The organism is Rhodococcus sp. KRD197, from assembly GCF_017168235.1.
Taxonomy (GTDB): Bacteria; Actinomycetota; Actinomycetes; order Mycobacteriales; family Mycobacteriaceae; genus Rhodococcoides.
In genome coordinates, this window is record NZ_JABFAO010000011.1 from 225,901 (window position 1) to 248,107 (window position 22,207).

19 protein-coding genes and 1 pseudogene are annotated in these 22,207 nt (G+C 65.0%); 10 read left to right on the top strand and 10 right to left on the bottom strand.

Going from position 1 to position 22,207, the window contains the following annotated elements:
- Positions 1 to 27 precede the first annotated feature (27 nt).
- Genes J1M86_RS16840 through hemE form a run of 4 tightly spaced genes read right to left on the bottom strand, consistent with a single transcriptional unit; the run spans position 28 to position 3,839 of the window.
- A complete protein-coding gene (locus J1M86_RS16840) occupies positions 28 to 720 on the bottom strand; it encodes an HAD family hydrolase (protein ID WP_206510720.1) in 693 nt (230 codons plus the stop codon).
- Complete coding sequence (gene hemQ / locus J1M86_RS16845) at positions 717 to 1,412, bottom strand: hydrogen peroxide-dependent heme synthase (protein ID WP_075840020.1); 696 nt, start codon at positions 1,410 to 1,412, stop codon at positions 717 to 719. Before hemQ ends, J1M86_RS16840 begins: the two co-directional genes overlap by 4 nt.
- Before the next feature lie 4 nt (positions 1,413 to 1,416).
- Positions 1,417 to 2,778, bottom strand: coding sequence for a protoporphyrinogen oxidase (locus tag J1M86_RS16850; protein ID WP_206510721.1), 1,362 nt, complete (start codon positions 2,776 to 2,778; stop codon positions 1,417 to 1,419).
- On the bottom strand, positions 2,775 to 3,839 hold the full coding sequence (gene hemE / locus J1M86_RS16855; RefSeq protein ID WP_075840193.1) for a uroporphyrinogen decarboxylase: 1,065 nt from the start codon (positions 3,837 to 3,839) through the stop codon (positions 2,775 to 2,777). The genes J1M86_RS16850 and hemE overlap by 4 nt, the downstream gene beginning before the upstream one ends.
- Positions 3,840 to 3,988: 149 nt before the next feature.
- On the opposite strand from hemE, the gene J1M86_RS16860 reads away from it, so the two are divergent.
- The 5 genes from J1M86_RS16860 (at position 3,989) to J1M86_RS16880 (ending at position 9,895) form a co-directional block, all read left to right on the top strand.
- Entirely contained in the window at positions 3,989 to 4,588 is a 600-nt protein-coding gene (locus J1M86_RS16860) for a DUF3000 domain-containing protein (RefSeq protein ID WP_075840194.1), read from the top strand.
- A 41-nt stretch (positions 4,589 to 4,629) separates the two neighbouring features.
- Positions 4,630 to 5,943: a ribonuclease D gene (locus J1M86_RS16865; protein ID WP_206510722.1), complete on the top strand. Its 1,314-nt coding sequence runs from the start codon at positions 4,630 to 4,632 to the stop codon at positions 5,941 to 5,943.
- 72 nt (positions 5,944 to 6,015) lie between these two features.
- Positions 6,016 to 7,275, top strand: coding sequence for a thiolase family protein (locus J1M86_RS16870; RefSeq protein ID WP_206510723.1), 1,260 nt, complete (start codon positions 6,016 to 6,018; stop codon positions 7,273 to 7,275).
- Positions 7,272 to 9,377, top strand: a complete 2,106-nt coding sequence (locus J1M86_RS16875; RefSeq protein WP_206510724.1) for a 3-hydroxyacyl-CoA dehydrogenase NAD-binding domain-containing protein — start codon at positions 7,272 to 7,274, stop codon at positions 9,375 to 9,377. The genes J1M86_RS16870 and J1M86_RS16875 overlap by 4 nt, the downstream gene beginning before the upstream one ends.
- 233 nt (positions 9,378 to 9,610) lie before the next feature.
- Positions 9,611 to 9,895 carry a YciI family protein gene (locus J1M86_RS16880; protein ID WP_206510728.1) on the top strand — a complete coding sequence of 95 codons (285 nt, stop codon included), beginning with the start codon at positions 9,611 to 9,613 and terminating at the stop codon, positions 9,893 to 9,895.
- Between the two features lie 46 nt (positions 9,896 to 9,941).
- On the opposite strand, the pseudogene dxs reads toward J1M86_RS16880, so the two are convergent.
- Positions 9,942 to 11,807: pseudogene (gene dxs, locus J1M86_RS16885) on the bottom strand (1-deoxy-D-xylulose-5-phosphate synthase); the annotation flags it as partial.
- 181 nt (positions 11,808 to 11,988) lie between these two features.
- On the opposite strand from dxs, the gene glsA reads away from it, so the two are divergent.
- Entirely contained in the window at positions 11,989 to 13,815 is a 1,827-nt protein-coding gene (gene glsA / locus J1M86_RS16890) for a glutaminase A (protein ID WP_206510729.1), read from the top strand.
- A 30-nt stretch (positions 13,816 to 13,845) separates the two neighbouring features.
- Here glsA and J1M86_RS16895 read toward each other — a convergent pair whose 3' ends face one another.
- Both J1M86_RS16895 and J1M86_RS16900 read right to left on the bottom strand, forming a co-directional pair.
- Complete coding sequence (locus tag J1M86_RS16895) at positions 13,846 to 14,604, bottom strand: anti-sigma factor (protein ID WP_206510730.1); 759 nt, start codon at positions 14,602 to 14,604, stop codon at positions 13,846 to 13,848.
- Positions 14,601 to 15,323, bottom strand: coding sequence for a sigma-70 family RNA polymerase sigma factor (locus J1M86_RS16900; RefSeq protein WP_075840025.1), 723 nt, complete (start codon positions 15,321 to 15,323; stop codon positions 14,601 to 14,603). The genes J1M86_RS16895 and J1M86_RS16900 overlap by 4 nt, the downstream gene beginning before the upstream one ends.
- Positions 15,324 to 15,449: 126 nt before the next feature.
- Between J1M86_RS16900 and J1M86_RS16905 the strand changes: the two genes are divergently transcribed.
- Together J1M86_RS16905 and J1M86_RS16910 are read left to right on the top strand one after the other, a co-directional pair.
- On the top strand, positions 15,450 to 16,427 hold the full coding sequence (locus J1M86_RS16905; protein WP_206510731.1) for an ATP-binding cassette domain-containing protein: 978 nt from the start codon (positions 15,450 to 15,452) through the stop codon (positions 16,425 to 16,427).
- Positions 16,424 to 17,260: an ABC transporter permease gene (locus J1M86_RS16910; RefSeq protein ID WP_075840027.1), complete on the top strand. Its 837-nt coding sequence runs from the start codon at positions 16,424 to 16,426 to the stop codon at positions 17,258 to 17,260. Before J1M86_RS16905 ends, J1M86_RS16910 begins: the two co-directional genes overlap by 4 nt.
- A gap of 4 nt (positions 17,261 to 17,264) precedes the next feature.
- Here the strand turns inward: J1M86_RS16910 and J1M86_RS16915 are convergent, their stop codons facing one another.
- Positions 17,265 to 17,798 carry a CGNR zinc finger domain-containing protein gene (locus J1M86_RS16915; protein ID WP_206510732.1) on the bottom strand — a complete coding sequence of 178 codons (534 nt, stop codon included), beginning with the start codon at positions 17,796 to 17,798 and terminating at the stop codon, positions 17,265 to 17,267.
- A gap of 26 nt (positions 17,799 to 17,824) precedes the next feature.
- Here J1M86_RS16915 and J1M86_RS16920 point away from each other — a divergent pair, with 26 nt between their 5' ends.
- Complete coding sequence (locus J1M86_RS16920) at positions 17,825 to 18,007, top strand: hypothetical protein (RefSeq protein WP_075840196.1); 183 nt, start codon at positions 17,825 to 17,827, stop codon at positions 18,005 to 18,007.
- A 14-nt stretch (positions 18,008 to 18,021) separates the two neighbouring features.
- On the opposite strand, the gene J1M86_RS16925 is transcribed toward J1M86_RS16920, so the two are convergent.
- On the bottom strand, positions 18,022 to 19,287 hold the full coding sequence (locus J1M86_RS16925) for a class I SAM-dependent RNA methyltransferase (protein WP_206510733.1): 1,266 nt from the start codon (positions 19,285 to 19,287) through the stop codon (positions 18,022 to 18,024).
- Complete coding sequence (locus J1M86_RS16930; RefSeq protein ID WP_075840029.1) at positions 19,284 to 21,311, bottom strand: APC family permease; 2,028 nt, start codon at positions 21,309 to 21,311, stop codon at positions 19,284 to 19,286. Before J1M86_RS16930 ends, J1M86_RS16925 begins: the two co-directional genes overlap by 4 nt.
- Positions 21,312 to 21,531: 220 nt before the next feature.
- On the opposite strand from J1M86_RS16930, the gene J1M86_RS16935 reads away from it, so the two are divergent.
- Positions 21,532 to 22,197: a TrkA family potassium uptake protein gene (locus J1M86_RS16935; RefSeq protein WP_075840030.1), complete on the top strand. Its 666-nt coding sequence runs from the start codon at positions 21,532 to 21,534 to the stop codon at positions 22,195 to 22,197.
- The last annotated feature ends 10 nt before the right edge of the window (positions 22,198 to 22,207 follow it).

The following is a 22,207-nucleotide window of genomic DNA, read 5'->3' on the forward strand; positions in this document are numbered from 1 at the left end:
CCACCGTCGTGTGTAGCTGGGACCACCTCAGATGCCGATACTGTCCAACACATTCGACAGTGCACTCGGCCGATCCTGCGTCGGTGCGGGATCGACGAGCGCGAACGAACATCCGATGCTCCTCGCCGCGCCGTCGGCCTCCTCGCTGTCGCCGACCATCAGTGTCCGACTCGGGTCGACGCCGAGTGCATCGACGGCATGACGAAAAATCTCCGGTTGAGGTTTGACGAAGCCGAGCTCGAAGGACAGCACGAACTCGTTCACGTACTGCGCGGCGCCGATCGCTTCGAAGGCAGGCCGTATGTCGAATGCGATATTGCTCAACACGGCAACCGGAATCGAGGCGGCCGCAAGCCTTTTCAATACCACGGCGGTGTCGGGGTACGGGGTCCAACAGGACGGGTCGATGACCCTGCCATACACAGAACTCGCCTGGCCCGGATCGTCGACTCCCGATTTCTGCAGCACATGCAGATAGGCCTGACGGTGCAGGGCCGGATCGAGATCGCGGTTCCGCCAGGCATGTCTGGTCACGTCGTCGAACTCGACCACTTCACCCACCGGTGCGGTCATTCGGCGCATGAGCTCGGCTGCGTGATGGCCGTCCACCGGCGTGCCGTCGGCGTGTGTGACGCCCTCGAACCAGGATTCTTGCTCCTCGAGGCGGAACAGGGTGCCCGAGAAATCGAAGATCACCGCATCGAAGGACATATCCGTCATGGAAGCGCCGCAACGAGTGCTTCGACGTCGACCCGCGGCCCGGTGAAGAACGGGATTTCTTCACGGACGTGACGGCGCGCTTCGGTGGCGCGCAGATCGCGCATCAGGTCCACGATGCGGTCGAGTTCGGGCGCCTCGAAGGCCAGGATCCACTCGTAGTCGCCCAACGCGAAGGACGGCACGGTGTTTGCCCGCACGTCCTTGTATCCGCGCGCAGCTTTGCCGTGATCAGCGAGCATCGTGCGTCGCTCGTCGTCCGGAAGCAGGTACCAGTCGATGGACCGCACGAACGGGTAGACACAGATGTAGGCACCCGGGTCCTCGCCTGCGATGAATGCGGGGACGTGGCTCTTGTTGAACTCGGCGGGGCGGTGCAACGCCGAGTTGCTCCAGACGGGGGTGCTCGCCTTGCCGAGCGCGGTGGTGCGTCGAAAGTCCGAGTAGGTGGCCTGCAGCTCCTCGATTCGTTCCGCGTGCGTCCACACCATGAAGTCGGCGTCCGCACGCATCCCGGCGATGTCGTACACGCCGCGCACGACGACGCCCTTCTCCTCCTGGCTTTCGAAAAACGCTCTCGCTTCCTTGGCGGCCGCAGCGCGGTCCTCCCCCAGAACACCTGGGGTGACCTTGTACACCGAGAACATCAGGTAGCGGAGAGTGGAGTTGAGCGCGGAATAATCGAGGCGTGCCATGGCTCTATCGTGCCACTTCGCATACGACGGCGGCAGCTCTGGTGCCCGAGGCGACACAGGCGGGCACCCCGACTCCGTAGCTCCACGCGCCGGCGACGGCTATGCCGGGCAACCGCTGCACAGCCGCCTCGATGTGGGCGACACGATCGAGGTGTCCGGGCGCATATTGGGGAAGTCCGCCGTACCAGCGCTGGACGAGGGTCGCGGTGGGCGCGGCATCGATGCCGGTGATCGATCGGAGATCTCCCATGGCCTGCTCGACCAGGAGATCGTCGGGCAAGGCCAGCGGTTCTTCGTTGCCGAACCGCCCGAGCGAGGCCCGCAACAGGGGCACCTCACGCTCGGCGAGGTGCGTCCACTTGCGGCTCGAGAATGTGAACGCCTTGACCGCCAGGCCTGCGTCGGTAGCGACGAGAACACCGGAGTTGTCCGGCAACTCGGTTCCCGGGGGTAGCGCCATGGCAACGACGGCAGAGGAGCCGAGCTCGATCTCCGCAGCCGACTGTGCTGCGTCGGGCACGATGTCGGACAAGACGTGTGCGAGTTCGGGGGCCGGGATGGCCAGCACGATGAGATCGACGTGTCCGACCGGATCGAGCATCCACCCCTTGCGCTCACCGCAGATCGACGTCGCCCGGGTGTTCATGAGGATGTGTGCGTCCGCGGCCGAGACGAGGGTGTCGACGAGAACGCCGTATCCACCGCGGAGTGTGCCGAACACGGGGGCCGAACTCGGCTCGGGCAGCGCGCGGCGCACTGCGTCGGTCAGACTTCTCGCCCCGGCGTCCAGGGCAGCGGCGAGTGTCGGTAGCGCGGCACGCACGCCGATCGAATCGGACAGACCCGAATAGACTCCGCCGAGCAGCGGGTCGACCGATCGGCGCAGAACCTGCTCGCCGAATCTGGCTGCGACGAGGTCCGCAACGCTGCAGTCCTTGCCGCGATCCCACGTGAACTCCATCTCGGGCTCGCGCTCGATCGTGGCGAGGGTGGCACCGTCGACAAGCTCTTGCATCGAGGCGGCACCCGACGGAATGCCCATCAATGTGTCGGTGGGCATTGTGTGGAGCGCACCGGCTGCGTAGATGAGCGGGCGTCTTCCGGCTGGATAGACGAGCTGATCGGCGATGCCCAGCTCATCCATCAATGCTGGAACCTCCGGTCGGCGCCCGACGAAGGCCTCGGCGCCGACATCGACGGGTCCGCCGGCGAGATCGACCGTGCGTAGCGTGCCACCGAGCCGATCCGATGCCTCCACCACCGTGATGTGGGCATCGGGCCCCAATGTGGTGCGCAATCGATAGGCCGCGACGAGGCCCGTGATGCCGCCCCCGACGACTGCAGCCCTGATCGATCGATCGGTCACAGCGAGTGCACCAGCTCCACGAGCCGTGTGATCATCTCCGGGTCGGTGTCGGGCAGCACACCGTGTCCCAGATTGAACACATGCCCGAGCGCACCCGCTTCGACGGCTCGGTCGGCCTCGGCCACGATGCGCCTGGTTTCGCTCTCGATCGCATCCCAGCCGGCGAAGAGCACTGCCGGATCCAGGTTGCCCTGCAGTGCTTTGCCCGGGCCGACTCGCTTCGCAGCTACGTCGAGGGGGATGCGCCAGTCGACACCGACGACGTCGGCGCCGGCCTCCCCCATGGCCCCGAGCAGCTCACCTGTGCCGACACCGAAGTGAATCTTGGGCACACCGGCAGAAGAGACCGCGTCGAACACCTTCTTCGAATGCGGAAGTACGAACTCACGGTAGTCGGCGAGCGAGAGCGCCCCGGCCCACGAGTCGAACAGCTGAACGGCGTCCACACCGGCCTCGAGCTGCGCCAGCAGAAACGTGATGGTGGTGTCCGCGAGCCTGTCCAGCAACGAGTGCCACGTCGCCGAATCCGAACGCATCAGCGCTTTCGTCTTCTCGTGGTTTCGACTGGGTCCGCCTTCTACGAGGTACGAGGCCAACGTGAAGGGCGCTCCGGCGAAACCGATCAGTGCGGTCTCGCCCAGTTCGCGAACCAACAGGCCGACCGCGTCGGATACCGGCGCCACCTGCTGCGCATCGAGCTTCGGAAGTGCGGCGACGTCGGCTGCCGACCGCACCGGATGGGCGATGACAGGTCCGGTGCCGGCCACGATGTCGAGATCGATACCTGCCGCTTTGAGCGGTACCACGATGTCGGAGAACAAGATCGCCGCGTCGACACCGTGCCGCGTGACAGGCTGCAAGGTGATCTCGGCGACGAGTTCGGCGTCGAAGCAGGACTCGAGCATTCCGATGCCGGCCCTGATCTTTCGGTACTCCGGCAGCGAGCGGCCGGCCTGCCGCATGAACCACACGGGACGGCGCGTCGGCGACCGGCCTGCAACGGCCGCCAGCAACGGAGCATCGGGAAGTCGGCGACGGGGCGAAGGCGTGTCGATGTTCATCGACGTCCATGCTGCCACGTCCCGGCGAGAAGTCTTCGATGCAGGTACGACACCGGCTTCACCACTCGGGCGCCGTTACAGCGGCGGGTTGGTCTCGGCTCGGCGCGCCTCCGACTATGAAGAACCTGAGAAGTCTACCGTCCGATGTTGTGACCAAACCCGGATCCTCTGCCGAGCCTGCGCCGTTTCGATCGGCGATCGAGGCGATGCACCGGGCCGTCGTACACCCGTCGATCGAGATCGGGCCCATTCGGCCGCCGCAGCGACTCGCACCCTTCAGTTATGCCATCGGAGCCGAAGTTGCGCATCCTGACGGTGACGACGTCGGGGAACAGTCCGACGGCGATGCATTCGGACGACTGATTCTGCTGTACGACCCCGACGGCGACGAGGCTTGGAACGGAACGATGCGCCTCGTCGCGTACATCCAGGCAGACGTCGACGAAACTCTGGCGTCGGACCCACTTCTTCCCGAGGTGGGTTGGAGTTGGCTGGTCGACGCCCTCGAGAGCCGAGCCGAGCCGTTTACCGCGCTGGGCGGCACCGTGACGTCGACGAGTTCGGTGCGGTACGGCGACATCGCCGGTCCGCCGAAGGCGCACCAGTTGGAGTTGCGCGCGTCGTGGACGGCAGGTTCGGTGGAACTGGCATCCCACGTGGAAGCGTTCTGCGAAGTCCTCGCCTACGCCGCCGGACTACCTCCGGCAGGCATCACCGACCTCCGCGATCGTGAGAAAAACCGTACGTAGTTCGCGCAAAGTCGACTCTCGAGGGCCTAGAGTCTGCACTCATGTCAACAGCCAGTTCCAGCGAGCCGTCGGAGACAGCGGAGGACGCGCCGACGGCGGTGCCTCTACTCGCCCCCGCGGACGGTGTCCCCGCCCTCGTCGATTCACCGGCCGGTGTCATTGCCGCTGCAGCACAGTTGGCCGAAGGGCATGGCCCGCTCGCCGTCGACGCGGAGAGGGCGTCGGGTTTCCGGTACTCACAGCGCGCATATCTGTTGCAGTTTCGCCGCCGCGGCGCCGGAACTGTCCTTCTCGATCCGATCCCGGTGGCCGATTCACTGCACCCGCTCGCCGAGGTGATCAATCCGCTCGAATGGGTGCTGCATTCCGCCGATCAGGACCTTCCGGGGCTCGACGAGCTCGGACTCGTCCCGGCCACGTTGTTCGACACCGAACTCGCTGGGCGGCTCGCGGGCTTCGAACGGGTCGGCCTGGGGCCGATCGTGGAGCGCACACTCGGTCTATCGCTGCAGAAGGGCCACGGTGCCGCCGACTGGTCGACCCGACCGCTCCCCGACATCTGGCTCAACTACGCCGCACTCGACGTCGAGGTTCTTCTCGAACTGCGAGATGCGATGGCCGCCGAACTCGAGGCGCAGGGCAAGACCGACTGGGCTGCTCAGGAGTTCGCCCACATTCTGACGCTCGGGCCACCCAAGCCGAAACCCGAGAGGTGGCGGCGCACGTCGGGCATCCACTCGATCAGCTCCCAACGTGTACTGGCCTCGGTTCGGGAACTGTGGCGCGCCCGTGACGAGCTGGCGCAGCGACGAGACATCGCGCCGAGTCGGGTGCTGCCGGATTCCGCCATCATCTCCGCCGCATCTGCCGACGTGAAGTCCGAGAACGACCTACGCGCGCTGCCTGTGTTCGGTGGTCCGCGCCAGCGACACTCGTCAAAGGTGTGGTTGTCCGCGCTGGAACGAGCCAGGCGTCTGCCCTCCGGGGAACTGCCGCCCCGGGCCGCTCCGTTCGACGGACCCCCGCCCGTCAACAGATGGTCACGGCGCGATCCGGAGGCGGCCGAACGTCTGGCCACCGTCCGAGCCGCCATGACCGAGCTGAGCGAGAGGGTCGGTGTGCCCGTCGAAAACCTGCTGCTGCCGGACGTTCTGCGGCGGCTGGTGTGGGACTGGACGGCCGTCGACCCGCTCGAGGCACACCAGCTCGTCGACGATCGACTCGCCGAGGGACGAGCCCGTCCGTGGCAACGCGAGTTGGTCGTTCCGGTGCTCGTCGAGGCATTGACCCCTCCTCGAGTGACTGGGACCCCTCCTCGAGTGACTGGGACCCCTCCGCAAGTTACCGACGGGTAATACCGGCTAGAGTGGTCGGCAGCCCGGCGTCGGCCGGGCCAATCGACCGCATCTTCTCGGGAGGATCGAAGCGTGTCAGTACCCGCATCCACCAATTCACAGCGGAATGTCGTGTTCGTCGACGGCATCCGTACCCCATTCGGCAAGGCAGGCCCCAAGGGCATGTACGCCGACACTCGCGCCGACGACCTCGTCGTCAAGGCCATCCGCGAACTGCTGCGGAAGAACCCCTCCCTACCGCCAGAGCGGATCGACGAGGTTGCCATTGCCGCTACGACGCAGACCGGTGATCAGGGCCTGACAATCGGCCGCACCTCTGCACTCCTCGCCGGACTCCCCCGCAGCGTTCCGGGCTTCGCCATCGACCGCATGTGTGCCGGTGCAATGACCTCGGTCACCACCACCGGATCGGGAATCGGATTCGGCCAGTACGACGTGGTCATCGCCGGCGGCGTCGAGCACATGGGACATCACCCGATGGGTGAGGGCGCCGACCCCAACCCGCGCTTCCTCGCCGACAAACTGGTCGATCCCAGCGCCCTCGTCATGGGCAACACGGCCGAGAACCTGCACGATCGCTTTCCCACCATCACCAAGGAACGCACCGACGCCTACGCCGTCGCCAGCCAGAACAAGTACGACGCCGCCAAGAAGGCCGGCTTGCTCGCCGATACGCTCGTCCCCGTCGCCACCAAGTCCGCAGCAGGCTGGGGCCTGGCCACCGAGGACGAGCCGCCCCGCCCCGGCACGACAACCTCGGACCTCGCCAAGCTCAAGACGCCGTTCCGGCCCGCCGGCCGCGTCACCGCAGGCAATGCAGCAGGCCTCAACGACGGTGCCACCGCCGCGATCCTCGCCGGCGAGGACACCGCACACGAGCTCGGCCTGAACATCGGCATGCGGATGGTCGGCTTCTCCTTCGCCGGCGTCGACCCGGCCGTCATGGGCATCGGCCCGGTGCCGGCCACCGAGAAGCTGCTCGGCCGAACCGGATTGAGCATCGAAGACATCGGTCTGTTCGAGATCAACGAAGCCTTTGCCGTCCAGGTACTCGCCTTTCTCGAGCACTTCGGCATTGCCGACGACGATCCCCGCGTCAACCAGTGGGGCGGCGCGATCGCGTGCGGCCACCCGCTTGCCTCCTCGGGTATTCGTCTGATGACTCAGCTGAGCCGCCAGTTCGCCGAGGCGCCCGACGTCCGGTACGGCCTGACGACCATGTGCATCGGTCTTGGCATGGGCGGCACCGTCATCTGGGAGAACCCCAAGCACGCTGACTACGCGGGAGTGAAGCCTGCAGGAACGACCCATGGAGCGGGAGCAGCCAAATGAGTGACATAACGACAGCGTTCACGGACGAGGTAGTCACGAACGCGTACACCAAGATCGTCTCGGTGCCCGGCCTCGACGGCTCCATCGCACTGGTCACCCTCGACAACGGGTTCGATCACACCAAGCCGTCGACATTCGGCCCGGCCGGCCTCGCGCGGCTCGACGCCGCCCTCGACGAGGCGTTCGCCGCGAACCCGGTGGCGATCGCCATCACCGGTAAGCCGTTCATCTTCGCCGTCGGCGCCGACCTCAACGGTGTGCCGAACATCAAGACCAAGGACGAGGCGCTGCAGATCGGGCAGCTCGGCCACAAGGTCTTCCGGCGTCTGCGCGAGTCGACCATTCCGACGTTCGCCTTCATCAACGGTGCCGCCCTCGGTGGCGGACTCGAAGTGGGTCTGCACTCGCACTACCGCACGGTCGCGGAGAACGCCGCTGCACTCGGCCTGCCCGAGGCATTCCTCGGCCTGGTCCCGGGCTGGGGCGGAACTCAGTTGCTGCCCAACATCATCGGCGCCTCCAATGCCGTGACGGTCGTCATCGAGAACTCGCTCAACCAGAACCGGGTCCTCAAGCCGCAGCAGGCAGTCGATCTCGGGATCGCCGACGCCCTCTTCGGTGGCGCGGACTTCATCGAGCAGTCCCTCGCCTGGGCGGCGCAGGTCATCACCGGTGAGATCGTCCCGACCCGTCCCGAGATCGATCGCGGTCAGGCCTGGGACGACGCCATCACTCGCGCCAAGGCAATCGTTGCGGGCAAGACGAACAACTTCGCACCCGGCCCCGTCGCCGCCGTCGAATTGCTCGAGCTCGCCAAGAACACCGACATCACCGACCCCGCCTCGCTCGACAAGGCATTCGCAGCCGAGGACGAAGCGCTCTCGACCCTGCTGGTCAAAGACGAGTTGCGTGCCGGCCTGTACGCATTCGACCTGGTACAGAAGCGCGCGAAGCGTCCCGCCGGAGCACCGGACAAGTCCCTCGCTCGCAAGGTCTCCGGAGTCGGCATCGTCGGTGCCGGTCTGATGGCCAGCCAGCTCGCCCTGCTGTTCGTCCGTCAGCTGAAGGTGCCGGTGATTCTCACCGATATCGATCAGGAGCGCATCGACAAGGGCGTCGGCTACGTTCACGCCGAAATCGACAAGCTCCTCGGCAAGAAGCGCCTCTCCCCGGATGCCGCGAACCGACTCAAGGCGCTGGTGTCCGGCTCGATCGACAAGTCGGCGTTCGCCAACACAGATTTCGTCATCGAGGCAGTGTTCGAGAACCTCGACGTGAAGAAGAAGGTGTTCGCCGAGGTCGAGGAATTCGTCTCGCCCGAGACGATTCTCGCTACCAACACCTCCTCGCTGTCGATCACGAAGATGGCGGCGGACTTGAAGCACCCAGAGCGCGTGGTCGGCTTCCACTTCTTCAATCCCGTTGCCGTCCTCCCGTTGCTCGAGGTCGTCAAGGGCGAGAAGACCGACGATGCCACTCTGGCAACGGCATTCGCGACTGCGAAGACTCTCAAGAAGTCTGCCGTCCTGTGCGCCGATCTGCCGGGCTTCGTGTTCAACCGCCTCGTGACGCGCGCATCGAACGAGATCATCAGCGCCATCGACGAGGGCACCCCGTTCGAGGTCGCCGATAGCGCCGTCGGCGAGCTCGGTATGCCGATGAGCCCGCTGACGCTGCTGGCCCTGGTGGGCCCGGCGGTTGCGCTGCACACAGCCGAGACGCTCGCCGAGGCCTACCCCGACCGGTTCAAGGACTCCCCCGGATTCCGCGCGCTCGTCGAGGCCAAGAAGGCCGGAGTCTGGACCTACGGACCCGAGGGGCAGATCGTCGACCCGGAGGTCGCCGATATGTGGCCTCAGGGTGACTCTCCGTCGACCAGCGAGCAGGTACTCGATCGCACGCGTCGTGCAATCGCGGACGAGATCCGCATCATGCTCGACGAGGGCGTCGTCGCGGCCCCGGAGGACATCGACCTCTGCCTGCTACTCGGTGGTGGATTCGGCTTCTGGAACGGCGGCATCACCCCGTACCTCGACCGCACCGGCACATCCGAAGCGGTGACCGGTAAGCGGTTCCTCGCACAGGGCGTAGCCAACGTCTAGGTAGCCCAGCTCGACCGAAGAGCCCGGCACTCCCTACAGGAGTGCCGGGCTCTCTCGTTCCCTCCCCATGTGCGCGGAAATACATAGCAGGACACGTATTTCCACGCACATGGGGAGGATTCGTCCCCGCTACGAAGCCTGTGAACCCAGGTGAAATCGTTCAAACCGGCCACGTCGGGCGCTGAGGAGGTCCACGATGATCTCACACCACAGGCACGAGGAGGGTTCCCATCATGCCCATGTTTGTCGTCGAATATTCGTACACGCCCGAGACCTCCGGCGGTCGGGACGATCATCGCACCGACCACCGTGCTTGGGTTCGAGAGATGATTCGGCGAAAGATCATCCGTTCGTCAGGTCCACTCGCCGACCACAGCGGGGCCATGTTCATCGTCCAGTCGCCCGACCGCGACGCCGTGGCACGCCAGTTCACGCACGATCCGTTCGTGCTCGCCGGACTCGTCGAGGACGTCAAGATCACCGAGTGGGCGCCGGCCGCAGGCGAGTTCAGCGGCTGACACCCCGTCCACATACAGGCCCCGTCTACGGCTACAGCGCCCCGGCCCAACCCGCGATTCGTTGCGTCAAGTCGGTCGCGGTGAGACCCAGCTCGCGGTGGATCTGCTCACGCGAGGCGTGATCGAGGAACCGCTGCGGCACACCCACGTCGCGGCACACAGTGTCCACTCCAACAGCACGTATCGACGCCGACACACTCGAGCCGACGCCTCCGTGGACACCCGAATCCTCGATCGTCACCACGAGTTTGTAGTCCTCGGCGAGCTTGAGCAACGACTCGGGCACGGGAAGGACCCACCGCGGATCGACCACAGCCACCGACAAACCCAGCTCGGTCAGCTTCGCAGCGGTCTCCATTGCGAGCCCGGCAAAGACACCCACAGAGACGATCAACACGTCACCGCTCGCCGTCGGCGGTTCCGCAAGTACATCCACCACGCCATCCAGGCGTCGCAACGCCGGGATGTCCTCGGTGACGGCGCCCTTCGGGAATCGCAACGCTGTCGGTCCGTCATCGACGGCGAGAGCTTCACCGAGTTCTTCACGCAGAGTGCTGCAATCGCGGGGCGCAGCGACCCTCATTCCGGGCACGATACCGAGCAGAGACATGTCCCACATGCCGTTGTGGCTCGCGCCGTCCGCGCCCGTGACGCCGGCGCGATCCAGCACCAGGGTGACAGGCAGATTCAGCAGCGCCACATCCATGAGCAGCTGATCGAAAGCCCGGTTCAAGAAGGTCGAATACACCGCCACCACAGGATGCATACCGCCGAGAGCGAGTCCCGCTGCAGAAGTCACCGCGTGCTGCTCGGCGATGCCCACGTCGAACAGTCGATCGGGGAACCTCTCACCGAACGCGGCAAGGCCGGTCGGTCCCGCCATCGCGGCAGTGATGGCGACAATATCGTCTCGCTCGGCGGCCCGATCGATCAGTTCTCGAGAGAACACCGACGTCCAGTCGGGAGCAGACTGAGAGCGCGCCAGCCCGGTCAGTGGATCGATGACACCCGTCGCATGCATCTGATCGGCGACATTGTTCTCGGCGTGCGCGTAACCCATACCTTTGCGCGTGACCGCGTGCACGATCACCGGACCCCCATACGCCTTCGCGCGACGGAAGGCAGACTCCAGCGCCTGCTCATCGTGACCATCCACGGGCCCGAGATATTTGATGCCCAGATCGGTGAACAGCACCTGCGGGCTGACGGCGTCCTTCACCCCGGCCTTCATCCCGTGCAACATCGCGTACGCAGTCTTGCCGACGAGTGGAATCTTCCGGACGATGCGCCGGCCGTTGTCCAGGATTCGCTCGTAGCCCGGTTGCAGCCGCAAAGCAGTCAGATGCTCCGCGAGTCCGCCTATCGTCGGAGAGTAGGAACGGCCGTTGTCGTTGACGACGATGACCACCGAACGATCCTTGCCCGCCGCGATGTTGTTGAGCGCTTCCCAGCACATTCCTCCGGTGAGGGCACCGTCACCGACCACCGCGACCACATGTCGATCGTGCTGGCCTCGTAGCTCGAACGCCTTCGCCAGACCGTCGGCATACGACAGTGATGCCGACGCATGCGAGGACTCCACCCAGTCGTGCTCGCTTTCCCCGCGCGAGGGATAACCCGACAGACCACCCTGCTTGCGGAGCGAGGCGAATGCCCCGGTCCGGCCGGTGATCATCTTGTGTACGTACGCCTGATGACCGGTATCGAAAATGATCGGGTCATGCGGTGAGGTGAACGTCCGATGCAAAGCCAACGTCAGCTCCACGACGCCCAGGTTCGGGCCGAGGTGGCCGCCGGTCGCCGACACCGTTTCCACCAAGAACTCACGGATTTCTCCGGCCAGATCTTTCACCTCGGACGGGGCCAGGCGGCGCAAGTCCTCGGGCGTCTGAACTCGAGCTAGGACACCCAACGAGATCGCTCCCTCCGGCCGACAATATCGGTCTCGAGTTCGCAGTGATCGTCACCGCGAACAGTCACATCTGAGTCTACTTAGCACCCGACAGTACTGCGGCCGTACCGCCGCCCCAACCACACACGACGCGTCGGTCATCACAGCGAAACCGCGCAACCCGGGGAATAGGGTGGGCTTCATGCCTACCGTGGTCGACCAGATCCTGACGAACGTGTACGAGGCCTGCCGGGGCAACACCTCGGGGTCCGTCGCCGACTACATCCCCGAGTTGGCGGCCGTCGCTCCGGACGGCTTCGGGATAGCTCTGGCCACCAGTGACGGATACGTCTACGAAATCGGCGACACGGCCATGCCGTTCACCATTCAGTCGATCTCCAAGCCCTTCACCTACGGCCTCGCCCTCGCCGATCACGGTGAGGCGGCGGTAGCGCGCAAGATCGACGTCGAGCCGTCCGGCGAACCCTTCAACGAGATCAGCCTCGATCCTGTCACCGAACGTCCACGCAACCCCATGATCAACGCCGGCGCCATCACCTCGGCATCGCTGATCGAAGGCGACTCGGCCGAGGATCGTTTCGAACGCATCCTCACCGCCTACTCGAACTACGCGGGGCGCCGGTTGACATTCAACTCCGCTGTCTACGAATCGGAGGCCAGAACCGGCAACCGCAACCGGGCCATCGGCTACATGCTCCGATCGTTCGGGATCATCGAGGACAATCCGGACGCCGCAGTGGATCTGTATTTCCGACAGTGCTCCATCGATGTGACCGCAGCCGACCTCGCGATGATGGCGGCGACGCTGGCGAACAACGGCATCAATCCTCGGACGCAGCAGCGAGTGCTCGCTCCTGCCCTCGTCGAACGGGTGCTGAGCGTGATGACCACCTGCGGTATGTACGACGGTGCGGGCGACTGGGTGGCCAGCGTCGGCATGCCCGCCAAGAGTGGTGTCGGCGGAGGCATCGTCGCGGTGCTGCCCGGTCAGATGGGAATCGCGGTCTACTCGCCGAGGTTGGATGAGCACGGCAACAGCGTTCGCGGCGTCGAGGCGTGCAGGACGATGTCGAAGAAGCTCGAGCTTCACTTTCTGCATGTCACACGCGCCTCGCGCTCTGCCATCCGCAACCGGTACACGGTCGCGGAGACTCCGTCACGTAGACGGCGTAGCGAAGTCGAGCAGGAAGCACTCGCTCAGTTCGGTACCCGCGCGCGCATCTACGAACTTCACGGCGACCTGCTCTTCTCCGGCGCCGAGACTGCGGTCAGAGAAATCGGCAACCTCGACGAGGACTTGGATGCCCTGGTCCTCGACGTACGAGGAGTCGACGACGTGAGCGAGGTTGCACGCGGCATGCTCTCCGCGCTGCGAAAGCAACTCTCCGCCCGCGGGTGTCGCGCATCTCTCGTCGACCCGCGAGCAGTACTGGGTCAGACTGCGTCGAGTGTCGACCCTACTGCGCCGGATGGGCGAGTATTCGGTGACCTGGGGTCGGCGATCCAATGGGCCGAGGAGCTGCTGCTCGACCGCTTCTGCGTCGGACCACGCCAACCGGAGAAGGTTCTCCCCCGCGATCACCCGGTGCTGTCGGGCCTGACAGCAGAACAGTACGACCGCGTGGCAGCGGTCCTCGAATACCGGAGCTACTCGCGTGAGGAACTCATCGTGAGCACCGGACAATCGACCGCGGGGCTGTTCTTGATTCTCGCCGGCCAGGCGAGCTCGACGTTCACGGCGCCCGACGGTTCGCACCACCGGATTTCCACCTTGTCCCCCGGAATGAGCTTCGGTGAGATGCCGTTGCTAGCGCGGACGAAGTTCATCCTCGACTTCCGAGCTGAGACCGACCTGTCCGTCGCAGTCATCTCCGACGAGAATTTCGCCGAGCTGACCCGCGACGCCGCCGAGGTGAAACTGGCGTTGCTGACGAACCTGGCTACGGGTGCCTACTACCAGATGAACACCGCGATCAAATCGCTCGGCCCGTTCGATATCGGGCGCTGAAGCGCCCGATACCGAATCCGAGGCAACTGCTCAGGTATTCAGGTCCACCAACGTCAACACCTCGGTCGGCTGCGGCGAACCGCCTGCCGGTTCGAGCGAGAACGCGAAGTTGGTGGCGGAACCCACACCCTCGATCACCGTCTCCTCCCCGCCTGCCAGCTGCTCCGGGGTCACGAGACCGACCGAGCGTGGCGTGCCGTCGACGAACCACATCTGGTAGTCCTGTCCCGCCGCAGGCGGAGAGACACCGTCCATGGTCATCACAACAGCGTCGGACTCCGGTGAGTACGACACCGTCGCCGTTCCGCCACCGGGGAATTCCGCGATCTCGCGGCGGGTGTCCGGCGCGGCGACGATCTGCTCGGCCTGTGTGAGTCCGGGATCGTCACCGATGACCTGAGTGACGACGACGACTCCACCGACCGCCACGACCACCACTGCCGCAGCAGCCATCAGGGTCGTCCGCCAGCGTCCCGTTCCGCGAGCTCGATGGCGCCGAATGCTCGTGACGTTCGTTGCCGCCGCGAGCGTCGACTCGACCTGTGTGATGTGCGGTATCTCGTCGAGAACACGCGCTTTCAGCTCTGCCGGTGGGTCGGTGGCGTCGAGCACCGATACCAACGCCAGGGTTTCCCGAATCTCGCTGACGAGGACGCCGAACTGCACCCGGGACGTGCCGTCGACCGAATCGAGGTTGTGCTCTATCTCGGCTTGCTCGGCCGCGCTGACGGCATGCAGGGCGTAGACCTCTGCAGAATCGAGCAACCGCTGTCGCGATGCTTCACTCATGAGGGTGCCACCCCCAGACAAGTCTTCAACTTGATCAATCCGTCCCGTATGCGCGATTTGATGGTGGGCACAGCGACCCCGAGCCGCTCAGCAACCTCCCGGTAAGTCCATCCGCCGTAGTAGGCCATGCGCACCGACTCGCGCTGCGTATCGGTCAGCGTGTCCAGACATGCCACGACGGCATCGGATTCGAGGCGCTGCGTCACCGCCTCGAGCACTTCGTCGTGCTCCGGGGAGTGACTGATCGCCCCGTACGCGGCTTCGCGGTCGGTACCGGACTGCTCGGACCGCACCCGATCCACCGCACGGCGATGCGCAAGCGTCATCATCCAGGCGAGCGGACTTCCCTGGTTCGGGTCGTAGTTCGGTGCCGAACGCCAGATCTGCAGAAATACCTCCTGCGTGGTTTCCTCCGAATAGCCCGGGTCGCGCAGTACGCGCAGCACCATGCCGTAGACGCGCGCCGAGGTGGCGTCGTAGAGCTCGGCGAACGCCCGCTGGTCCCCGGAAGCGACCGCTGCCATCACGCGCCGGAGACGTTCGGCCTCGTCCGCGCGCAGATTGCGCAGCTGCGCGCTGGGGACCACACACGCCGGTCCGTCGCCACCGTGCCCCGACGGGTTCTCTTGCGGCGAATCCGAACTCGCAGTGCTCACCGGAGCCAGGTCCCAACGTCTTCGAAAGTGATCGCGTTCATTGATCAAGAGAGTAGTGCTCATGTGACTCTCACACCGAAACCTCCGCGTTTTCCCGCCGCAAGATGTATTCGACGCGGCACCCATCACGGATGGTCGGGTGAGGAAATTCGATTGCGACATCGGATCGCATCGACCAATACTGAACCTATGGATTTCAGGACGGCTATCGAGACGAATGGCCTGATCAAGCGTTTCGGCGACAATGTCGCAGTCGCCGGAATAGACCTGTCGGTACCTACCGGCGGTGTGTACGGCGTCCTCGGCCCCAACGGGGCCGGCAAGACCACGACGATTCGAATGTTGGCGACGCTGCTGCCCATCGACGGCGGCTCTGCCCGTGTGCTCGGGCACGACCTCTCGACCGAAGCGGACGTCATCCGCGGCAAAGTCTCCCTCACCGGACAGTTCGCCTCGCTCGACGAGGATCTGACCGGAACCGAGAATCTGATTCTGCTCGCGCGGCTCTACGGATACTCGCGTCCCGCCGCGCGGTCCCGAGCCGATGAGCTGCTCACCGCGTTCGGCATCGCCGAGGCAGGTAACCGACAGGTCAAGACGTACTCGGGTGGGATGCGGCGTCGCATCGACATTGCCGCCAGCATCATCGTGACTCCGGAACTGATATTCCTCGACGAGCCGACGACCGGGCTCGATCCACGCAGCCGAAACCAGGTCTGGGACATCGTGCGCGCTTTGGTCGATGGAGGCACCACAGTTCTGTTGACGACCCAATACCTGGACGAGGCCGATCAATTGGCCGGTCGGATCGCAGTGATCGACCGTGGGAAGGTCATCGCCGAGGGCACCACCGGCGAACTCAAGGCCTCGGTCGGTTCCGGTTCGCTGCACGTGCGAGTCGTCGAGGCGTCCATGCGCGCAGCGGCAGCCGACATTCTCAGCTCGATGTTGACCGAACCTGTTGTCTACGAGGCCGACCCGATGGCATTGTCGGCACGCCTCGACTCGACCGCCTCGGTGGCCGCGGCGCTCCCCGAGTTCGAGCGTGCCGGAATCGCGGTGGCATCGTTCGCCATCGGGCAACCCAGCCTCGACGAGGTCTTTCTCGCACTGACCGGCCATCCCACAGAAACCGACACGCACACCGAGACCGAGGCAGCATCATGACCACGTCCACCACCGACCTGGCCGCACCCGACGCGGTGGCGCACGTCCTGCGCAGCGCGGGTCCACGGCCGCCACGTCCGAACGCTGTCTCGACGTCCATCACCTTCGGCTGGAGGGCCCTGCTGAAGATCAAGCACGTCCCGGAGCAGCTCTTCGACGTGACCATGTTCCCCATCATGTTCACGCTGCTGTTCACCTACCTGTTCGGAGGCGCCCTCGCCGGGTCCACCGATGCATACATCCAGTTTCTGCTACCCGGGATTCTCGTCCAGACGGTGGTGATGATCACCATGTACACGGGCGTGACCTTGAACAAGGACATCGAGAAGGGGGTGTTCGACCGGTTCAGGTCGCTACCGATCTGGCGGCCGTCACCGCTCGTCGGGGCGCTCCTCGGCGACGTCGTTCGCTACTCGCTCGCGTCTGTGATCGTGCTGGCACTCGGTCTCGCGATCGGATTCAGGCCCGCAGGCGGCATCGTCGGCGTCGTGGCGTCGATTGCGCTGCTTCTGCTCTTCTCGTTCTGCCTGTCGTGGGTGTGGACCATGATCGCGATGATCGTGCGGACCGAGTCCGCCGTCATGGGTGTGTCGATGTTCATTCTGTTTCCGCTCGCCTTCGCCAGCAACATCTTCGTCGATCCCCAGACGATGCCTGGTTGGCTCCAGGCGTTCGTGGAAGTCAATCCGGTCAGCTTTCTCGTGACATCGATCCGATCACTGATGGCGGGGGAACCCGATGCGGCTGCCCTTGCGGTGACGATGGCGATCTGTGCCGGGTTCCTGGCGGTGTTCGGACCGATCACGATGCGTCTTTACAACCGAAAGACCTGATCGGTCATCTCGACCGGCCGACTGCCGCTCGCGCGCGGTGGCGACGTACTGCATCACGGTTGGAGCACACCGTGCCGCAGTAGCGTTGGCGGCCGGTTCGGGAGACGTCCGCGAACACCGCGTCGCAGTCGGCTGCGGCGCATCGGCCCAGGCGGTCCATGCCGCGTCCGGTCAGGTGCAGGGCCGTCCCAACGCTCACCAACGCCCTGACCACCGAGCCGAGCGCGATGTTGGGGTCTCGGTAGTGCATGTGCCAGCCGTCGCCTGCGTGATCAGTGAGCCGAGGGTACGTCGATGCCCGGGCCAGCAGATCGTTGAGGATATCGGCTCGTTCGACATCGGTGCGTGCATCGACGACTCCCACCCATTCGTCGAGGAATGCTGTCGTGTCCCGCAGATCTTCCTCGGTGGGCACGGTGTCGACGACCAGTCCAGCGGCGGAACATCGGCTGCCCAGCTCCTCCGGCGATACCGGCGGCACATTGCACAGTTCGACGCCGAGCCGAACCGCATATTCACCGTAAGGGTTGATGTGCATAAGACCATTACAGCACAGTGGTCAGCATGGATACCGCAACGATCGCAAACAGCAGCCAGCACGCACACACCCACCGGTGGCGCACCACCAGTCGACACTTCACCAGCGACGGAACCATCGGCTATCAGCACTGCTCCTGCGGATCTCACCGAGTCGTGGCCACCGTGGACCGAGCATCGGAACTCCTCGCCACGATCGACCATCGGTAGAACCTGGCGGCCGGCTATCGGACGAACAGTCCGATCGATTCCACGTGATGACTGCCGGGAAAGGCGTCGAACGCGCGCAGGGCCTCGAAGTGATACCCGGCGTCGATGTAGAGCCCGGCATCACGCGCGAACGACGCCGGGTCGCAACCGATATGGACGATTCGCGCGGGAGTGCGCGCGACCATTGCAGAAACGACATCCTTGCCCGCACCCGAACGCGGCGGGTCCAGCACCACCACCTCCGGCGACGGAAGCTGCTGGGAAGCGCGTTCGACCCGACCTGGCGCGAATCGCACCTGCGCGAGATCGCCAAGGGCCTTTGCACCGTCGGCTGCCGCACGCGGGGACACCTCGACGCTCACAACTGTGCCGTCCGAACCGACGGCGTCGGCGATGCTCGCGGCGAACACTCCGACACCGCCGTACAGATCCCATGCGACCGAACCCAGGCTCGGAGCAGCCCACTCGGCGACCACATCGCTGTAGGCCTGCGCAGCTCCGCGATGCGCCTGCCAGAACCCCGTTGCATCGAGCTCCCATTCGCGGCCGAAGACCGTTTCGTGTGCGCGACCGCTACCGACGACAATCTTCTCCGCGCGCGGCCGGGCCGACGCAGCGCGACGAGCGGACGCCCCGCGCCTGCCCGGCGATCGACGCCCCGCCCGCGATACGGCTGCGGGCGCGATCTCGACGACGTGACGCTCTCCAGCACCGTCGACCGCCACCACGATTTCCGATCCGGGACGCCACCGAGTCGTGTCCAATCCGTCGAACGCGCCCGGAACAACTTGGGGGCAACCGAGTTCGGTGACGATCGTGGCACTGCGATACCGGTGAAATCCGGCGCGGCCGGCGGCGTCGACGGCGAGGCGGACCCGGCTACGCCACCCGGTCCCGTCGCCCGTGAACGGAAGTTCCTCCACGACGACATCGCGTTCGAGACCAGCGACCCTTCGAAGCTGCTCCTGAAGTACCGAGGCCTTCATGGCTCGACCGGCGGCCAAGGACGCGTGCGAATAGTCACAACATCCTGACCCGCCCGGACCGGAGATCGGGCACAGCGGAGACACCCTGTCCGCGGAACCCTCGACGATCTCCACCGCATCGGCACGGCAGAACGATCCGCCACGGTCCTCGGTCACCTGCACGCGCACCACTTCGCCTGGCAAACCGTGCCGAACGAACACCACGCGGCCCTCGTGTCGAGCCACGCAGAAGCCGCCGTGGCCGGGCGCGCCGAGCGTCGACTCGAAAGTCCGACCGAACCAACTCTCGGTCATGGTTTCCTACCTGCGCCGTTGTCTTCGCCGCGCTGCGTCGGCTGCTCATAGCCGCGACGCGATGCCCCCGGGGCGTTCTGGGGCGACTCCTTCTTGGCCTTCTCGGAAGAACGTAGCTGCCACGGGACGCTCGTGACCATCACGCCGGGCTGGAACAACAGTCGGGACTTGAGCCGCAGCGCACTCTGGTTGTGCAATATCTGCTCCCACCAGTGTCCCACCACGTACTCCGGAATGAACACCGTCACCACGTCGCGGGGAGAATCCCGTCGGACGCGTTTGACGTAATCGAGCACCGGCTTGGTGATCTCGCGATACGGCGACTCGACGACCTTCAACGGCACCGCGATATCGCTGCGTTCCCATTCACGGACCAGGCCACGTGTGTCTGCCTCGTCGACGTTGACGGTGATCGCCTCCAACGTGTCGGGTCGAGTCGCGCGAGCGTAGGCGAGCGCACGCTTGGTCGGCATGTGCAGCTTGGAAACGAGCACGATCGAATGGGTCCGACTCGGAAGGACGCCGTCCCATTCCTCGTTCTCGAGTTCCCGCGCGACAGTGTCGTAGTGCCGCCGAATCATGCGCATCAGAACGAAGATCGCGAACATGGCGACGATGGCAATCCACGCTCCGGCCGCGAACTTGGTGACCAGCACGATGACGAGGACCGTTCCGGTCATCGCCAAGCCGACACCGTTGATCATGCGCGAGCGCATCATTTTTCGCCGCGCCGCCGGTTCCTGCTCCGACCTCAGATGCCGATTCCAGTGCCGGATCATCCCGGTCTGGCTCAGCGTGAACGAGACGAACACTCCGACGATGTACAGCTGAATGAGCTGAGTGACCTCTGCACCGAACACGACGACGAACGCGATTGCGGCACCGGAGAGAAACAGGATGCCGTTGCTGAATGCCAGGCGATCGCCGCGCGTGTGCAGTTGGCGTGGCAGGTAGCGGTCCTGTGCCAGCACCGAGCCGAGAACAGGGAAGCCGTTGAACGCCGTGTTGGCGGCCAACACCAGGATGAGCGCAGTGACCGTGGTGATGAAGAAGAATCCGATCGGGAAGCCCGAGAACACCGTCTCCGCAAGCTGCGCGATCAACGTCTTCTGTTTATATCCCTCCGGCGCACCCAGCAACTGCTCCGCTGGATCTGCGGCATATTGGATGCCCACCTTCTGGGCCAGGATGATGATACCCATCAGCAGCGTGATCCCGATCGTGCCGAGCAACAGCAACGTGGTCGCCGCGTTCCGTGACTTCGGCTTGCGGAAAGCCGGCACACCGTTGCTGATCGCCTCGACGCCTGTCAGCGCGGCACACCCGGACGAGAAGGCACGAGCGACCAAGAACGCAAAGGCGATCCCGTACAGGTGCGAATCCTCGGCCTGCAACTCGAAACTCGCGGACTCGGCCCGTACGTCCTCCCCCAGCACGTACACGCGCGTCAGCCCCCACACGAGCATCAGCACCATTCCGAACATGAACGCGTAGGTCGGAATCGCGAACGCTGCCCCGGATTCTCGGATGCCCCGCAGATTGATCGCGGTGATCAGCACGATCGCCACCACGGCGAACAACACCTTGTGGTCCGCAACGAACGGGATCGCGGAACCGATGTTGGACGCAGCCGCCGAGATGGACACCGCGACCGTCAGCACGTAGTCGACGAGTAGCGCGCTGCCGACGGTCAGTCCGGCTGTCGGGCCCAGGTTCACCGTCGCGACCTCGTAGTCGCCACCGCCGGACGGATAGGCATGGACGTTCTGCCGGTAGCTGGCCACCACGACCGCCATGACGATGCAGACGGCGAGTCCGACCCATGGTGTGAACGCGTAGGCAGAGATCCCCGCGACGGACAGGACGAGGAAGATCTCCTCCGGCGCGTAGGCAACCGAGGACATCGCATCGGAAGCGAAGACGGGTAGCGCGATTCGCTTCGGGAGCAGGGTGTGACCGAGCTTGTCGCTACGGAAGGGCCTACCGAGCACGAGCCGCTTCGCGGCGGTCGAAACCTTGGACACGGGTGAAAGCGTAGGCCGTCCGCGTCGCAACGAAACACCGGAGCGTCGAAATGGGGCTCACCGAACGTCGCCGTGTACGAAATGCCGCATCGGCGGCCACCCAACCGACCCGCCCCACGCGACTCACGAGAGCCTGCGCTCGATTACTGCAACGTGGACCATTACGTTGGTGCATGCGCTCGAAACGACCTGCAGATGACATCCGAATGGAGCTGGACCTGTGTACGTAGTGGTGATGGGGTGTGGCCGAGTGGGCGCATCGCTGGCCGGCGCTCTGCAACGCATCGGTCACGAGGTTGCCGTCATCGATCGCGACGAGACGGCGTTCCTTCGCTTGGACCCGTCGTTCGAGGGCCATCGGGTCGTGGGTATGGGCTTCGACCGCGACGTTCTCGTCAAAGCCGGGATCGAAAAGGCAGAGGCATTCGCCGCCGTTTCCTCCGGTGACAACTCCAACATCATCGCCGCACGCGTCGCGAGGGAGACCTTCGGCGTCGACAAGGTGGTGGCCAGAATTTACGATGCCAAGCGCGCCGCGGTGTACGAGCGGCTCGGCATCCCGACCGTCGCGACGGTGCCCTGGGCGACCGATCGCTTCCTGCACAACCTGCTGCGCGACGATCCCACCACCAAGTGGCGTGACCCGTCGGGCAGCGTGGCTGTGGTTCTTCTGGACTTTCACGAGGGCTGGATCGGACGGAAGGTCTCGTTGCTCGAGGACGCGACGCACTCACGCGTGGCGTTCATCATCCGCTTCGGTACGGGCATCCTCCCGGACAAGAAGACCGTGATCCAGTCCGACGACGAGATCTACGTTGCGGCTGTGTCCGGCACGGTCGCCGAGGCGGTCGCACTGTCCTCCAATCCACCACCGTCCGATGCCTGACCACATCCGT